The sequence below is a fragment of the Paracraurococcus ruber genome (assembly GCF_004353985.1).
Lineage (GTDB): Bacteria > Pseudomonadota > Alphaproteobacteria > Acetobacterales > Acetobacteraceae > Paracraurococcus > Paracraurococcus ruber.
The window spans coordinates 1-13,345 of sequence record NZ_SMOA01000159.1; the positions used below are offsets into that span (position 1 = coordinate 1).

The window sequence follows — 13,345 nt, forward strand, 5'->3', positions numbered from 1 at the left end:
GCCCGCGCCATGGCGATGACCGCCGCGGCGCCGGCGCCGATGGCCGCGCCGGGCGCGGTGCGGCGCGGCGTCCTCATCGCCCTGACCGCCTTCCTGACGCTGGTGGACCTGTTCGCCGCCCAGGCCGTCCTGCCGAGCCTCGCCGCGCATTACGACGTCAGCGCGGGGGCGATGGGCACGGCGGTGAATGCCGGGACGCTGGGCATGGCCATCGCCTGCCTCGGCGTCGCGCTGCTCGGCCGGCGCATCGACCGGCGGCGGGCCATCGTCGCCAGCCTGCTGCTGCTGTCGGTCCCGACCGCCCTGCTGGCGACGGCGCCCGGCCTCGCCAGCTTCGCCGCGCTGCGCGTGGCGCAGGGCCTCTGCATGGCGGCGGCCTTCACCCTGACGCTCGCGCATCTGGGCGAGCGGTGCAGCGCGGCCGAGGCGGCCGGCGCCTTCGCCGCCTATGTCACCGGCAACGTCGCCAGCAACCTGGTGGGGCGGCTGGTCGCCGCCGGGCTGGCGGAGCATCTCGGCCTCGCCAGGAATTTCTACGCCTTCGCCCTGCTGAACCTGGCCGGCGCCGTGCTGGTCCGGGCGACGCTGGGGCGCGATGCGGCGGCGGCTGTCCCGGCAACCTCCCCGGTGCCGGGGACGGCGATGCCCGCCGCCTGGCGCCGGCACCTGCGCAATCCGCGGCTGCGGGCCGGGTTCGGGCTGGGCTTCTGCATCCTCTTCGCCTTCATCGGCTGCTTCACCTATGTGAATTTCGCCCTGGTGGCGCCGCCCTTCGGCCTGGGGCGGATGCAGCTGGGGCTGGTCTACCTGGTCTTCCTGCCGGCGATGCTGACCACGCCGCTGGCCGGGCGGGCGGTGGCGCGGCTCGGCGGGCCGGCGGCGCTGACGGGCGGCCTCGGCGTCGCCGGTCTCGGCCTGCCGCCGCTGCTGCTGCCCTGGCTGCCGGCGGTGCTGGCCGGGCTGGTGCTGGTGGCGGCCGGCAGCTTCCTCGCCCAGGCGGTGGCGACCGGGCAGGTGAACCGCGCGGCGGAGACCGACCATGGCGCCGCCAGCGGCCTCTACCTGGCCAGCTACTTCGCCGGCGGCCTGGCCGGCAGCGCCGCGCTCGGCTGGGCCTTCATGGCCTGGGGCTGGCCGGGCTGCGTCGCCGGCATCGCGCTGGCGCTGGCGGCGGCGGCGCTGCTGGCGCGGCGGCTGCGACCGGCCGGCTGACGCATCCGGGCGCGCCGGGCGCCGAGGGATCAGCCGTTGCCCTGGGTGTTCGGGGCCCGGGCGGCGCGGCGGACATGCCGGGCGGCGAGCAGCGCCGCCAGCTCCTCGTCGCCCTCCGCCACCGCCTGCAGGATCAGCGCGTGCTCCTGCCAGTCCAGCGCGGCGCGTTCCGTGCTGTTGCGGCGGAAGACCAGCTCCGTCCGCTCGCGCAGCGGGCGCATCAGTTCCTGCAGCACGCGGTTGGCCCCGGCCTCGGCCAGCAGCGCGTGGTACTCGGCGTTCAGCGCCGCCAGCTCCGCCGGCGGGCTGCCGGCGGACAGAAGGGCGCCGCGGGCCAGCAGCGCGGCGATGCGCGGCGGCTTGCCGGGGGCCGGGTTGCGGGCGGCGAGGCGGGCATTCAGCCCCTCCAGCACCGCCCGCACCTCGATCAGCTCCGCCGCCAGCGCGGGGGAGAGGGCGGCGACCTGCACGCCGCGGCCGCCGGGCGCAGTCTCCGCCGGCTCCGCCAGGCCTTCGACCAAAAGCTGCTTGATGGCCTCGCGGATCGGCACGCGGGACATGCCCAGCTCGGCCGACAGCCGCTCCTCCACCAGCCGGTCCCCGGGGGCAAGGCGGCCGGCCAGGATCGCTTCCCGCAGATGCCGCAGCGCCTGCTGGCTGAGCGGCTGGCGGGCCGGGGCGGCGGCGGGCGGGTCCGGGATGATGGGTTGCGGTCTGCTCATGCGGCTGGCGTCATGTCCGGCGCGGCGGCGCAGGGCAAGTATGGGTCTGCATCGGCTTGCCGTATACGGACAATCCGGTGGCGGGTGGCCGGCCTGTTGGCCCGAGGGCGGAGGAAGCGGCCAGGCCTGCGAAATCCGCGCCCCCGAGGCCGGAAGACCCGCGAAGGGGCGTTGACAGGCCGGGGCTCCGTATACGACGATCCTGGCATCCGCCGCCTCGGCGGGTCGCCAGGGCGCCCGCGCGGCGGCGCCGGACGACGGGGTGCGCATGGAAGTCCAGCTCGGGTCGGTGCATGCCGTCTACCTCTTCGGCGTGGTCGCCATCGTGCTTTCCATGGTGCTGCGGGCGAATGTCGTCGTGCCCGCCATCCTCGCCACCTTCGCCGTCGCCGCCACCTTCTCCGGCAGCCTGACCGGCGCCACCATCGCGGTCTTCAACGGGTCCCTCGTCGCGGCGAAGGAGCTGTTCAGCATCTTCCTCGTCATCGCGCTGATGACGTCGCTGCTGAACGCGCTGCGGGCGCTGGGCGCCGACCAGCAGATGGTGCGGCCCTTCCGCCGGGTGATGACCAACGGCCATGTCGGCTTCCTGGTGGTGGCCGGCGTCACCTACCTGATCTCGCTGTTCTTCTGGCCGACCCCGGCGGTGCCGCTGGTGGCCGCCACCCTGCTGCCGGCGGCGCTGGTCGCCGGGCTGCCGCCCATGGGCGCGGCGATGGCGATCGCCATCGCCGGCCAGGGCATGGCGCTGTCCTCGGACTACGTCATCCGCGTCGCGCCCGGCATCAGCGCCCGCGCCGCCGGCATCCCGGATGCGGCGGCGATGGTCGCCGACAAGGCGCTGGTGCTGTCGCTGATCACCGGCGCGGTCGCGCTCGGCCTCGGCTACCTGGCGGTGCGGGCGCAGATCCGCGCGCCGTCGCAGCGCCACCTGGACCGCTGGCAGGGCGGCGCCAGCCTGGCGGACAGCCTGGCCGGTCAGCGCGAGACGGTGGCGCCCAAGATCGGATCCTTCGACAAGTCGGTGCTGGCGCTGCAGGCGGCCGAAGGCGTCGAGGGCGAGGCGGCGCTGGCCGGCGGCGGCACGCTGGCGGCGGCGCCGGCGGCCCGCTGGTGCGGCGTGCTGGCCATCGCCACGCCGGTGGTGTTCGGCGCGCTGATCCTGTTCATGCTGGCGCCCAAGGTCTTCCCGGGCCTGCCGGAACTGAAGGGCGGCGACGCCGCGGCGCTGGTCGGCGGCACGGCGGCGCTGATGATGCTGGTGGCGAGCTTCGCCGCGGACGGGGCGAAGGCCATGCACACCGCCGCCGACCACATCATCGACGGCCTGGTCTTCTCCTTCCGCGCCATGGGCACGGTGCTGCCGATCGCCGGCTTCTTCTTCCTGGGCGCCGGGGAGTTCTCCGGCGCCATCCTGGGGCTGCCCGCCGGCACCCAGGGCCCGGACCTGCTGTTCGAGGTGATCCGCGCCTTCGACCACCTGATCCCGCAGAACCCGACCGTGGTCGCCTTCGCCGTGCTGCTGGTGGGCATGATCACCGGCATCGACGGGTCCGGCTTCGCCGGCCTGCCGCTGACCGGGGCGCTGTCCGGCGCGCTGGGGCCGGTGGCCGGGCTGCATCCCTCCACGCTCGCGGCCATCGGGCAGATGGGCGCGGTCTGGACCGGCGGCGGCACGCTGATCGCCTGGTCCTCCCTCATCGCCGTCGCGGGCTTCTGCCGCGTGCCGGTGCTCGACCTCGCACGCATGCTGTTCCTGCCGGTCTGCGCCGGGCTGATCCTGTCCACCCTGCTTGCCGTGCTGCTGTTCTAGGGCATGTCTGCGCGTTTGGCTGAACGCGCAGGCGGCGCCCAACTGAGTTTGTCGAGCGGATCGACGCCCCGCGGCCCGCACGCCGCCGCGCGATCCGGTCGATCCACGCGCACCCCAGTAGAGGAGCGAACGCCATGCCCGAGTTGATGAACCAGGACGAGTTCCGCACCGCGCTCGAGAACGCCATCAAGGGCAGGAGCGCCAACAAGTCGCCCTTCAGCATCGCCTGGGCGACCGGCAAGCTGTCCCGCGCGCACCTGGCCCGCTGGGCGGAGAACCACTACCACTATGTCGGGCCCTTCGCCGACTACCTGGGCTATGTCTATGCCCGCATGCCGGCCAGGTACGTTGAGGCGAAGGACTTCCTGCTGGCCAACATGTACGAGGAGGAGATCGGCGGGGACCGGCACACCGACCTGCTGATCCGCTTCGCCGAATCCTGCGGCACCACCCGCGCGCGGGTGCAGGACGAGGACAACATGTCCGCCACCACCCGCGCCCTGCAGAGCTGGTGCTATGCGGTGGCGATGCGGGAGGACCCGATCGTCGCCGTCGCCGGGCTGGTGGTGGGCCTGGAGAGCCAGGTGCCCAGCATCTACCGCCGGCAGACCCCGACCCTGCGGGAGACATACGGCTTCACCGACGAGGAGGTGGAGTTCTTCGACCTGCACATCGTGTCCGACGAGATCCATGGCGAGCGCGGCTACCAGATCGTGCTGGAGCACGCGAACACGGTGGAACTGCAGCAGCGCTGCCTGAAGATCTGCGAGATCGGGGCGGAGATGCGGCTGCTGTACACCACCGCGCTGTACCGCGACTATGTCGAGAAGGACCTGCCGCTCTCGGCGCTCGGCCTCGACCTGCCGCTCGCCGCCTGAGGCTGCACGGCGCGGGACGCCCTCGGGCGCCCCGCGTCCTTTCCCGGGACACGCATGCCGATCGTCACCTTCCGCAAGGGCGGGGAGGCCTTCTCCGAGGAGATGGCCGACAACACCAACCTGGTCGTCCGCGCGGGCATCCGGAAATTCCCCTGGCCGCATCTGAAATACGGCTGCGGCATGGGCAAGTGCGGCAAATGCACCTGCCAGGTCCTGGCGGGCGCCGAGGCGCTGCCGGCGCCCAACTGGAAGGAGCAGAAGGTGCTGGGCGAGGACCGCCTGGCCCAGGGCCAGCGGCTGGCCTGCCAGCTCTGGCTGCATCGCGACATCACGCTGACGCAGGACGGCGTGACGCCGCCACCGCCCGCGCCGAGGAGCTGACCCATGTACGTGATCCTGACCAGCAAGCCCGGCCAGTTCCGCACCGAACCGGTGGCGGGCGTGCGGCCGGTCGAGGCCTATGACTACCTGTTCGGCGAGCGGCCGAAGGCGCGCTTCGTCATCGCGGCGCTGGAGCAGGAGACGAAGATCCGCGTGATCGACGAGGCGGAGCCGCCGGTGCTGAACCTGGTGCCGACGAAATTCCTCGGCCGCTACGAGAGCCTGGAGGCGGCGCGGCGGGAGCTGGAGCACCTGACCGCCTTCGGCAGCGTGCGCGCGGCGCTGCGGCCCGTGCCTGTCGCGGCGGGCGCATGATCACCGTCACCTTCCTCTCGAACGAGGGCAAGGCGGTGCAGGCGCCGGAGAACAGCAACCTGCTGCGCATCTCGTTGCGGGAGAAGGGCGGCATCCCCTTCAAATGCGGCGGCGGCATCTGCGGCACCTGCAAGTGCCGGATCGAGCAGGGGGCCGAGCATGCCGACGCGATCAAGCCGAAGGAGCGCAAGCACCTGACCGAGGCGCAATTCGCCGAGGGCTGGCGCATGGCCTGCCAGACCTTCGTGACCGGGGATGTCAGCGTGTCCTGGCCGCCGCCGGCAACGGGCGTGAGGAAGAACGAGGGATGAAGCAGGTCTTCAAGCTGGAACTGGCCGAGGCGCGGGCGATGGTTGCAGGCGCCATCGGCAAGGCAAACGCCATCCAGGTGCCGGAGACGGTCTGCATCTGCGACGAGGGCGGCTACCCCCTGGCGCTGGAGCGGATGGACGGTGCCCGGGTGACCGGACCGCAGATCGCCTGGAACAAAGCCTTCACGGCAGCCTGCCACAAGCGGTCGACCCACCTGTTCAACACCCCGCCGAACGGCCCGGCCCTGCCGGGAAACGAGGCCTTCGGGATCCAGTGGAGCTTCGAGGGGCGCTTCGCGGTCTTCGTCGGTGGCTTTCCCATCGTGGTGGATGGCGCCGTGGTCGGGGGCATCGGCCTGTCGGGCGGCAATGGAGAGCAGGACATCGCCTGCGGCCTGGCCGGCCTGGCGGCGCTGCGCGACCTGCTGGGCCCGGCCGGGCACCGGGTGGTGGTCGAGGCCGACATCAAGCGATAGCCGGGGACCAAGGCGGATTTTTCGGGCGGGGCGCTTGCAAAGCCGGCGGCGGCTGTTAAAAGCGGCCTCCACCGACGACGGGGCGCGGGCGTAGCTCAGGGGTAGAGCACAACCTTGCCAAGGTTGGGGTCGAGGGTTCGAATCCCTTCGCCCGCTCCAGTCGGTCTCCTCGCAACCTGTCTCTCCTAGTCGGCACAGGGCCCAAACGCCCATGTTCCCGGCCGTTTTCCGCCGCGATCTTGATGATGCAAGGGCGGAACAAGCGCCCGTTTTCTCTCCGAAATGCCGGAGACTCTCCGAACCTTGAGGGTAGGGCGATTCAACCCTCAAGCTTTAGCGCATTGAAATAACACGATCTTTGGGCGGGGCACTGGCCCTTCATTCATTACGCCCATCGCCGGCCAGTCAAAGCAGCGAACCAGATCACGTTCTCCGCCCCCAAGCTGTCGCTCATCGCAGAGCCCCAATAATCCATCAGCGTCGGTCTCGACGGCACTCCCGTGTCTGTCTGGACCACTGGCACCGGTTAGTCGGCCTGTTGACGCGTCTCCAGCGCTGGAGGTGCCGCGGGCTGCCGGACTACCAGAGCGATCGCGCCCAGCACGCAGGCTAGACATAATGCTGTCTGCAGGAGGGCGACGCTACTTCAGCTGGCTGTCCTTGCTGCCTCGACGGTTTATGCCAAAGCTAACAGGCCTGCGGTCACGCTCCGACTGACAAGGTACGCACGTCCGAACGCCTCGGATCGCCAGCCGTCGCGCTTCCGAAATTTCTTCGCCGCACTCATCGCAATGCGTCTGGCTCACGCCCACCGGCATCGACGCCCTTACTCGGAGGACGCCGTCCGTGACTGTGTCGTCGATCTGATCCTGCACGGCGCCGTCTGGCGCCCAGCCTGTCGCCATGTCCGTTGTTCCTCTCGATTTGACCCCACCAGAAATGGGGTTGAGGCCGTCACGGCCAAAGTGGCCCTGGCCTGAAAACTGGCGGTCTCGCCGGACGGGTGCCCAGGGCCAGGACCAGTGCTGTCGATCGCCTGCCGGTCGAGTCTCGGAGCGCGAATCTCGCTCGCTTCCCTCAACCTCTTGCCTCTCCCCGGTGCCCCGGTAGACCATCAGCGTTCACCCGGATCGAAGGCAGTTACCCTGTCCACGCCACACGGCATCGCCGGGTTGATCGCCTGGGCCAAGCGGGAAGATTGGCGGAACGCTCTGTCCGAGTTCCTCGATCGCCACACCGCCAAGGCCTGCGCAGCCGCAGGTACCGATAGGCAGGAGATCGCAGATGTCCTCGGCGACGATGCTGCCACGGTCGTCTGGGGTGCGGCCTTCGAGGATCTGATCGCCACCGACCTGCCCGACGGCCGCAATCTCGCGGACGATTATCTTCGCCGGCGCGGCTGGAAAGAGGGCGCGTCTACACGTGAGTACATCGCCGGCCTGCGCCGGTCGACGATCAGCCTCTATGAGGTAGGCGGGCTTGTTCCGGGTGAATCGATGCAGCTGCGCGACCTGGTGCGCGGCGGCGATCCAGTGCGCGTTTCGGAGAAGCTGGGCTCTCAAGGGCTGCGACAATGGGACCGCGTCGCCACGCGGGTGATCCCGCTGCGCGAGGGCGCCATCATTAGCGGCACACTGATGCCCTTCGACCACGACACCAGCGAGGCGGTGCTTGCATCGCTCCGGAAGGCCGGGACGAAGGCGCCCCGCGAATTCGCCAAGGTCGCGCAGGCGTTCGGTATCGAGACGGACGCGAAGACCCTGGCCGGCATGATGACACCGGATCTGCTGCTCGCCGGCGCCACCTTCATGGTCACGAATTTCTGGCTCGATGCAGCGCTCCAGGCGGCCCAGGGCCGGAATCGGCCGGACCTGGTCAACAGCGAGGGTGACCCGCTCGACTTCACCACGCTGCACTTCCCCTTGCTGGCGGGCGTCAAGTCCGAGCAGATCCGCACTGCGCTGGCCGCTGTCCCGGCACTCCAGCAGGAAAACCCGGGCTTCTGGAACTGGTTGGACGCGCCCGGGGTGAAGCCGCAGACCTCGGCGCGTCGGGGAAAGGCCCAAACCTTCTTCAGCACGATGGAGGACGGGTCCTTGGTGCTCGGCACCTTGGCACTGAATGGCCGTCGCCTGTTTCTGGAGGCGAACTCCACCGCCCGGGCGGAGCGCGGCCGGGCGATGCTCAAGCCTGCGCTGTCCGGCCTGGTTGGACCGCCACTCATCGAGCGGACCGACCTCGAACAGATGCTGGCGGCCGAGCGGCCGCCCCCGGAGCCAAGCGGCCTGTCGCCAAACGATGAGCGCGCACTGATCCGGCAGACCCTGGAGGACCATTACCGGAACATCATTGACCAGCCGATCCCATCTCTTGGTGGCAAGACGCCCCGTGCGGCGGCGAAGTCACCGAAGGGGCGTGAGAAGGTTGTGGCCTGGCTCAAGACGCTGGAGAACCACTCGGCGAAGCGCCCGGCTGGGGACCCGATTGGCGAGTATGATTTCGGTTGGATGTGGCGAGAGTTGGGGGTCGAAGGGCTACGCCATTGAGGCTGCCGCTGACCTATTTCGGAGAAGGCTCGCCGATGAGATGCAGGATAAGCTCGCGCCGGTGCGGGTTGGTTCGGTGCTCGTAGAGATAGACGCCCTGCCAGGTCCCGAGCACCAGTCGGCGATCGGCGACCGGGATCGAGAGTTGGGTCTGTGTCAATGCGGCGCGAATGTGGGCCGGCATGTCGTCAGGCCCCTCGTCCTCGTGCCGGTATCGGCTGTTGCCACTATCAGGCACAAGGCGCCGGAAAAAGTCTTCCAGGTCAGCCTGGACGTCCGGCGACGCATTTTCTTGGACCAGCAGCGATGCTGAAGTGTGCCGGCACCAGATGGTCAGCAGGCCCGTGGCGAATCCTTGGCACTCTGCCCAGCCGCAAACCTGATCGGTGATGGCCACAAGGCCGCGTCCACGCGTCTCAATTTCGATGCGATGCAACCGTTGTTCCATAGATTATCCTCTCCGGCCAGCCGGTTCCGACATTGCCCGTCATAGCCATCCGCGTTCGCGGAAGCCGGCGAGATCGACACCCGCTGGCGCGTACCAGCCTCCAGCGCGATAGCGGGCACCGAGCTGAAGCGCCGCCTCCTTGTTGCCGAAGGGGATGCGCAGCGGCGTATCGCCATCGAGGGCATCTGGAGACCGAAGCTCCGACTTGGTCTTGCTGGGTCGTGTCGCTCGCGGTTTCCCTGCGCTGGCTTTCAGTTCCCGGACAACCGCCTTCCGGCCCGGCTTGCCACGTCCGTCGCCTGGCTCCGACCCGACCTCCGCTGCCGACCCATCGGCAGCACGTTGATCCGGCAGGCGCCTGTTCGCCACAGCCTTCCGGGCGGGCCGTGGTCGCCCACCCCCAACATTGGCCGGCGCCTGTGCTCCGTCCTTCTTGGGCGCGTGCTGGTCGAGGAAGGCGCGGCAGGCGGCGCCCGACGTGGTGTAGCCCTGCGGCGGCTTGAGCCCCTTCTGCCGGGCAAGGCTGTCGACGAAACCCTTCATCGCCGGCGTCGGTGGCCGGTCCGGGCCAGCCGGACGGGCGACACCGCCCAGCAGCGCCGCGTCAACGGCGCCAGCGCCTTCCTGCAGACGGCCAATGATCCGGCTGGCCTGGGCGCAGACGGCGTCGATCGCCCCGACCATCTCCTGCTGCCCGACCAGCACCTCGTCGAGCAGGCGCTCCATCTGCGCGGTCACACCGGGGTCGACCAGTGCCGGATCGGCCTTCTCCAGCACGGCGAACAGTGCCAGGCCGCGGTCCGTGGGCACGATGTGCTTGCCATCGGCCGTCAGGAACTCCTGCGCCTTGAGCCCACGGATGATCTCGGCCCGGGTCGCCGGCGTGCCGATGCCCTTGGCCTCCTTCAGCCGCTCCTGCAGCGCCTCATCAGCGACGAAGCGCCAGGCATTCTGCATCGCCTCGATCAGGGTACCCTCGTTGTAGCGCGGCGGCGGCCGGGTCTCCTTGTCCTCGACCGCGGCGTCGCGCAGCGTGGCCGTCTCGCCATGCCGGAAGGTGGGCAGCACCTGTGCCTCCTCACCCTTCTCCTCGGCCGGCTGCCAGTCCGGAAAGGCCGCACGCCAGCCGAGCTCGATCGGCTGCCGCCCAGCGGCGCGGAACAGGTGCCCGCCGACATCGAGGGTGGTGGTGGTCTGCCGGTAGCGGAAGTCGGGCATCATCGCCGCCAGGTAGGACCGGGCGATCACGTCGAACAGCCGCCGCTCGTCGCCCGTAAGCCGCGGCCAGACCTCGCGCAGCGTGTCCACCGTGTTGACGTTGGGGATGACGGCATGGTGGCTGGCCCCCGCCAAGCCCTTGTCGTGGAAGTGCCCGCCCGCGCCGCGGCGGATGACCGGCGGCTCGGGCACCGGGCAGATCGTGCAGTCGCGGCGGGGGTTGCCGCTTGTCCTCGACCCGCACGCCGAGCGGACCGGCGAACCCCTCGGCGGCCGCGGCAATCGCCTCGGCATCCGCGCGCCGGAGGATCCGCTCCTTGGGTGCATACCGCATCCGGAACTGCCCGGCTTCGGCATTGGCGGTGGCGACCACCTCGAAATAGGCCTGCGGGACGAAGTTGCGGATTTCCAGCTCGCGCTTGCAGACGATGGCCAGGGTCGGGGTCTTCACACGCCCGACGCCGATCACGGTCCGCGCGCCGCGGGCCAGCGTCACCGTCGCTGTGCGGGTTAGGGACAGGTTGTAGATCTGGTCGGCCTGCCGCCTCGCGACCGCGGCAGCATACAGGCGGGCGAACTCGGCATTGGGCTTGGCGCGAGCGAAAGCGTCGCGGATGGTCTGTGGGTCCTGGGCGGTGAAGATCACCCGCATGACCGTGCCCCGGTACCCGTAGTGCTCCAGGATCTCCTGGCCAATGAGTTGGCCTTCCCGGTCGCAGTCGGTGGCGAGCCAGACCCGCTTTGCGCCCCGCAGCGCGTCGCGTATGGCTTTGAGCTTCGGCGCCTTGTTGCCGCCCGTAGCGGGCTTGGTGCCGTAGAGGCCGTCCGGGCGGAGCAGCACCGCTGTCCAGCGCTTCCAGTCGGCCGATACCTCCTCGGGCTCGACGAGGTCGAAGAGGTGACCTTCGGCCGGCAGGATCGCTCCGTATCGGCCGCCGACAGCCGCCCTGACGTCCTTCGCCTGGCTGGTCTTCTCCGTAATGACGATCTGGTCAGTCATGCGGGGCTCCGCATGTTCTCTATAGGTTCCAGCAGAGCGAGGCTATGCCTCTTTCACGGGCTTAGCCTCAGCACCCACGCGCGAATGCCGCCGCAGTGGCCGTGCTACCACCGCCGGATGTTCGGGCGCGCTCAGGTTTCGATCGAGACGACCTGGCCTGCGCCATAACATGGATCCTTCGGAGTGGCGGTCGCTGGCATCAGACGCGGATCCATGTTTCCGAAAAGGCCAACATGGCGGTCGAGATGCGATGCCCGGCGATCTCGCGCGGTATGGGCGCCCCGGGTCGCCGTTGCCCGCTCACAGTCACGCTTGCCGCATCGCAGCCCACGAATAGGCTCGGCATATGGTGACGGCCGGTGGCGGATTGCTCGGGCGCCAATGCAAAGCAGAATGGCCGACCTAGGCCGGACCACTCCAACCTCACTTCGAGATCGCCCGCCCAAACGATCTCGGCGTAGCGGGTGATTGCATCGCCTTCCGTTGAAACGCTGTCGAGCCGGCGATACTGGAGAGCTGCGAGCCCCGGAAGTCCGCGCCAGGCCCCGAAGTGCGACACGTAGTTGGCGACCAGCCAGCGCGCCAACGGCTCATTGTCGGTCAGGCAGATATTCGCGCTGTCTGTCGGTGGATTTGCACTCTGCGGCGACAGCAGCAACACCAAGGCGTGCCCACGGCCGTGAGGCGAGAGCACCACGCGGAAGAACGACGCAAGGGTCGTGAAGGGGCCGTCCGGCGCCTCCTTCAGCGAGATGCCCGGGTTTTCTCCGGACCACTCGACGGTGCCGGGAAAGACGAGCGTCTCAGCCATTGGTCTGTCCTTCGTGCTTCCTGCGCCGCAGCTTGCGCTGCAGGATTGGCCAGATCAATGCCGATCCGCTCGGCATCAGGACCGCGCAAGCTTCAGTGCCGAGCCGGCAAGTGGTCCATGTCTCCGACCGGCCATCCATCGATCTCCTGGTCTACGTGCTTGGGCCCGATCCTGACGCTGCTCCAGCGGTAGACTCTGTCGAGCGGGGTGCGAGGCGAGACAATGTATGGACCTCCCCTCTGCTGGTGGACGCCGCTGCTAAGCTCGAGCGGAGCGAGGTGTCCCGATGGCCGGCAAGACGAGGCGGAACTTCACGGACGAGTTCAAGGCGGAGACGGTGGCGCTGCTGGAGAGCAGCGACCGACCGCTGTCGCAGCTATCTCAGGAGCTTGGCATTGAGCAGTCCGTCCGTAAGCGTCGTCCCTCGGCTGCCTTCCAGCGCGGTGCCCTGATCGGCTGACCTGCCCGGCTGCTGGGTGGCACGGGTGTCCGTTGCCGCCCGTAAGCCTAGGGGTAAGGGCGGTGCCGGACGGTCGGTTGGGCGAGGTGATCAGCGTGGTGGCGCGTCGTCGCCGCTGGACGCTGGAGCAGAAGCTGGCGTTGGTGGAGGAGGTGTCGCGGCCTGGCGCATCGGTTGCGGCGGTGGCGGACCGGCATGGCATGAGCCGGAGCCTGCTGTTCGAGTGGCGGCGCCAGGTGCGCGAGGGGACGATGCCGGGCGTGGTGCGTGCCGAGGCGGCCCCGGCCCTGGTGCCGGTCCGCGTCGTGGAGGGCGCGTTGCCGAAGGAGCCGTCGTGCCCACCACCATCGCCGCGCGGGTCTGGCGAGCGCGCTGCCAAATCGGTGGCGATGGTGGAGGTGGTGCTGTCGAACGGCCGGGTGCTGCGGGTGTCCGAGGCGATCCGACCCGAGGTGCTGGGTCGGCTGGCGGCGGCGCTGGACGTCTGATGCTGGCGCTGCATGCTGGGGTGCGCGTTCACCTCGCGCTCGGCGCGACGGACATGCGCAAGGGCTTCGACGGGCTGGCGGCGCAGGTGCAGACGGTGCTGCAGGCCGACCCGTTCTCGGGCCACCTGTTCCTGTTCCGCGGCAAGCGCGGCGATCGCGCGACATTCTGCATCCTTTCCCTCAGAGACCTGGCAGCCGCATGGCGACATCTCTCTGATACCCTTGAAGATTCTTCGGCCGGCGCTCCTTCACGCGCCGTAGGCCGG

At 69.7% G+C, this 13,345-nt stretch carries 16 protein-coding genes, 1 tRNA gene and 1 pseudogene; 12 read left to right on the plus strand and 6 right to left on the minus strand.

The features are described from left to right. Positions 1 to 1,212: MFS transporter (locus E2C05_RS21665; protein ID WP_205082957.1), on the plus strand; the 1,212-nt coding region annotated here is incomplete at its 5' end. A gap of 29 nt (positions 1,213 to 1,241) precedes the next feature. Here E2C05_RS21665 and E2C05_RS21670 read toward each other — a convergent pair. After that, positions 1,242 to 1,934: a GntR family transcriptional regulator gene (locus tag E2C05_RS21670; protein WP_133221734.1), complete on the minus strand. Its 693-nt coding sequence runs from the start codon at positions 1,932 to 1,934 to the stop codon at positions 1,242 to 1,244. A gap of 268 nt (positions 1,935 to 2,202) precedes the next feature. On the opposite strand from E2C05_RS21670, the gene E2C05_RS21675 reads away from it, so the two are divergent. The 7 genes from E2C05_RS21675 (at position 2,203) to E2C05_RS21705 (ending at position 6,267) form a co-directional block, all read left to right on the plus strand. Beyond that, the gene (locus E2C05_RS21675; protein WP_200305936.1) at positions 2,203 to 3,747 is read left to right on the plus strand and encodes a hypothetical protein; all 1,545 of its coding nucleotides are present in this window, start codon (positions 2,203 to 2,205) and stop codon (positions 3,745 to 3,747) included. 134 nt (positions 3,748 to 3,881) lie between these two features. Beyond that, a complete protein-coding gene (locus E2C05_RS21680; RefSeq protein WP_133221736.1) occupies positions 3,882 to 4,625 on the plus strand; it encodes a TenA family transcriptional regulator in 744 nt (247 codons plus the stop codon). 54 nt (positions 4,626 to 4,679) lie between these two features. Continuing rightward, complete coding sequence (locus E2C05_RS21685; RefSeq protein WP_133221737.1) at positions 4,680 to 5,006, plus strand: 2Fe-2S iron-sulfur cluster-binding protein; 327 nt, start codon at positions 4,680 to 4,682, stop codon at positions 5,004 to 5,006. Between the two features lie 3 nt (positions 5,007 to 5,009). After that, complete coding sequence (locus E2C05_RS21690) at positions 5,010 to 5,321, plus strand: ferredoxin (protein ID WP_133221738.1); 312 nt, start codon at positions 5,010 to 5,012, stop codon at positions 5,319 to 5,321. Then, complete coding sequence (locus tag E2C05_RS21695) at positions 5,318 to 5,632, plus strand: 2Fe-2S iron-sulfur cluster-binding protein (protein ID WP_133221739.1); 315 nt, start codon at positions 5,318 to 5,320, stop codon at positions 5,630 to 5,632. The genes E2C05_RS21690 and E2C05_RS21695 overlap by 4 nt, the downstream gene beginning before the upstream one ends. Further along, positions 5,629 to 6,108, plus strand: coding sequence for a GlcG/HbpS family heme-binding protein (locus E2C05_RS21700; RefSeq protein WP_133221740.1), 480 nt, complete (start codon positions 5,629 to 5,631; stop codon positions 6,106 to 6,108). Before E2C05_RS21695 ends, E2C05_RS21700 begins: the two co-directional genes overlap by 4 nt. An 84-nt stretch (positions 6,109 to 6,192) precedes the next feature. Beyond that, positions 6,193 to 6,267 (plus strand) — tRNA-Gly (locus tag E2C05_RS21705). A gap of 482 nt (positions 6,268 to 6,749) precedes the next feature. Here the strand turns inward: E2C05_RS21705 and E2C05_RS35565 are convergent. Beyond that, positions 6,750 to 7,223 carry a DksA/TraR family C4-type zinc finger protein gene (locus tag E2C05_RS35565; RefSeq protein WP_456306515.1) on the minus strand — a complete coding sequence of 158 codons (474 nt, stop codon included), beginning with the start codon at positions 7,221 to 7,223 and terminating at the stop codon, positions 6,750 to 6,752. On the opposite strand from E2C05_RS35565, the gene E2C05_RS21715 reads away from it, so the two are divergent. Next, on the plus strand, positions 7,131 to 8,654 hold the full coding sequence (locus E2C05_RS21715; RefSeq protein ID WP_158292289.1) for a hypothetical protein: 1,524 nt from the start codon (positions 7,131 to 7,133) through the stop codon (positions 8,652 to 8,654). The two genes, E2C05_RS35565 and E2C05_RS21715, sit on opposite strands and share 93 nt — an antisense overlap. 13 nt (positions 8,655 to 8,667) lie before the next feature. Here the strand turns inward: E2C05_RS21715 and E2C05_RS21720 are convergent, their stop codons facing one another. The 4 genes and pseudogenes from E2C05_RS21720 to E2C05_RS21730 form a co-directional block, all read right to left on the minus strand. Beyond that, the gene (locus E2C05_RS21720) at positions 8,668 to 9,102 is read right to left on the minus strand and encodes a secondary thiamine-phosphate synthase enzyme YjbQ (protein WP_133221743.1); all 435 of its coding nucleotides are present in this window, start codon (positions 9,100 to 9,102) and stop codon (positions 8,668 to 8,670) included. Positions 9,103 to 9,141: 39 nt separating this feature from the next. Further along, positions 9,142 to 10,410 (minus strand): DNA topoisomerase, encoded by a 1,269-nt coding sequence (locus E2C05_RS34750; RefSeq protein ID WP_240046824.1) that lies wholly within the window; start codon positions 10,408 to 10,410, stop codon positions 9,142 to 9,144. A 169-nt stretch (positions 10,411 to 10,579) separates the two neighbouring features. Next, a pseudogene (locus E2C05_RS34755) lies at positions 10,580 to 11,320 on the minus strand (DNA topoisomerase); the annotation flags it as partial. 199 nt (positions 11,321 to 11,519) lie between these two features. Next, positions 11,520 to 12,131 (minus strand): hypothetical protein, encoded by a 612-nt coding sequence (locus tag E2C05_RS21730; RefSeq protein ID WP_133221744.1) that lies wholly within the window; start codon positions 12,129 to 12,131, stop codon positions 11,520 to 11,522. A 286-nt stretch (positions 12,132 to 12,417) separates the two neighbouring features. On the opposite strand from E2C05_RS21730, the gene E2C05_RS21735 reads away from it, so the two are divergent. From E2C05_RS21735 to tnpB, 3 genes are all read left to right on the plus strand, one after another. After that, positions 12,418 to 12,591 carry a transposase gene (locus E2C05_RS21735; protein ID WP_133221745.1) on the plus strand — a complete coding sequence of 58 codons (174 nt, stop codon included), beginning with the start codon at positions 12,418 to 12,420 and terminating at the stop codon, positions 12,589 to 12,591. 62 nt (positions 12,592 to 12,653) lie between these two features. Continuing rightward, complete coding sequence (tnpA, locus tag E2C05_RS21740; RefSeq protein WP_158292290.1) at positions 12,654 to 13,079, plus strand: IS66-like element accessory protein TnpA; 426 nt, start codon at positions 12,654 to 12,656, stop codon at positions 13,077 to 13,079. Further along, positions 13,079 to 13,345 (plus strand): IS66 family insertion sequence element accessory protein TnpB (gene tnpB / locus E2C05_RS21745; protein WP_133221747.1); only part of this gene is annotated, 267 nt, incomplete at its 3' end. The genes tnpA and tnpB, both read left to right, overlap by 1 nt.

Coding starts and splice junctions, on each gene's coding strand:
- E2C05_RS21730 (WP_133221744.1), bottom strand. CDS start 12,131: ATGGCTGAGACGCTCGTCTTTCCCGGCACCGTCGAGTGGTCCGGAGAA.
- E2C05_RS21685 (WP_133221737.1), top strand. CDS start 4,680: ATGCCGATCGTCACCTTCCGCAAGGGCGGGGAGGCCTTCTCCGAGGAG.
- E2C05_RS21735 (WP_133221745.1), top strand. CDS start 12,418: ATGGCCGGCAAGACGAGGCGGAACTTCACGGACGAGTTCAAGGCGGAG.
- E2C05_RS21675 (WP_200305936.1), top strand. CDS start 2,203: ATGGAAGTCCAGCTCGGGTCGGTGCATGCCGTCTACCTCTTCGGCGTG.
- E2C05_RS21695 (WP_133221739.1), top strand. CDS start 5,318: ATGATCACCGTCACCTTCCTCTCGAACGAGGGCAAGGCGGTGCAGGCG.
- E2C05_RS21700 (WP_133221740.1), top strand. CDS start 5,629: ATGAAGCAGGTCTTCAAGCTGGAACTGGCCGAGGCGCGGGCGATGGTT.
- E2C05_RS35565 (WP_456306515.1), bottom strand. CDS start 7,223: ATGGTCTACCGGGGCACCGGGGAGAGGCAAGAGGTTGAGGGAAGCGAG.
- E2C05_RS21670 (WP_133221734.1), bottom strand. CDS start 1,934: ATGAGCAGACCGCAACCCATCATCCCGGACCCGCCCGCCGCCGCCCCG.
- E2C05_RS21680 (WP_133221736.1), top strand. CDS start 3,882: ATGCCCGAGTTGATGAACCAGGACGAGTTCCGCACCGCGCTCGAGAAC.
- E2C05_RS21720 (WP_133221743.1), bottom strand. CDS start 9,102: ATGGAACAACGGTTGCATCGCATCGAAATTGAGACGCGTGGACGCGGC.
- E2C05_RS21690 (WP_133221738.1), top strand. CDS start 5,010: ATGTACGTGATCCTGACCAGCAAGCCCGGCCAGTTCCGCACCGAACCG.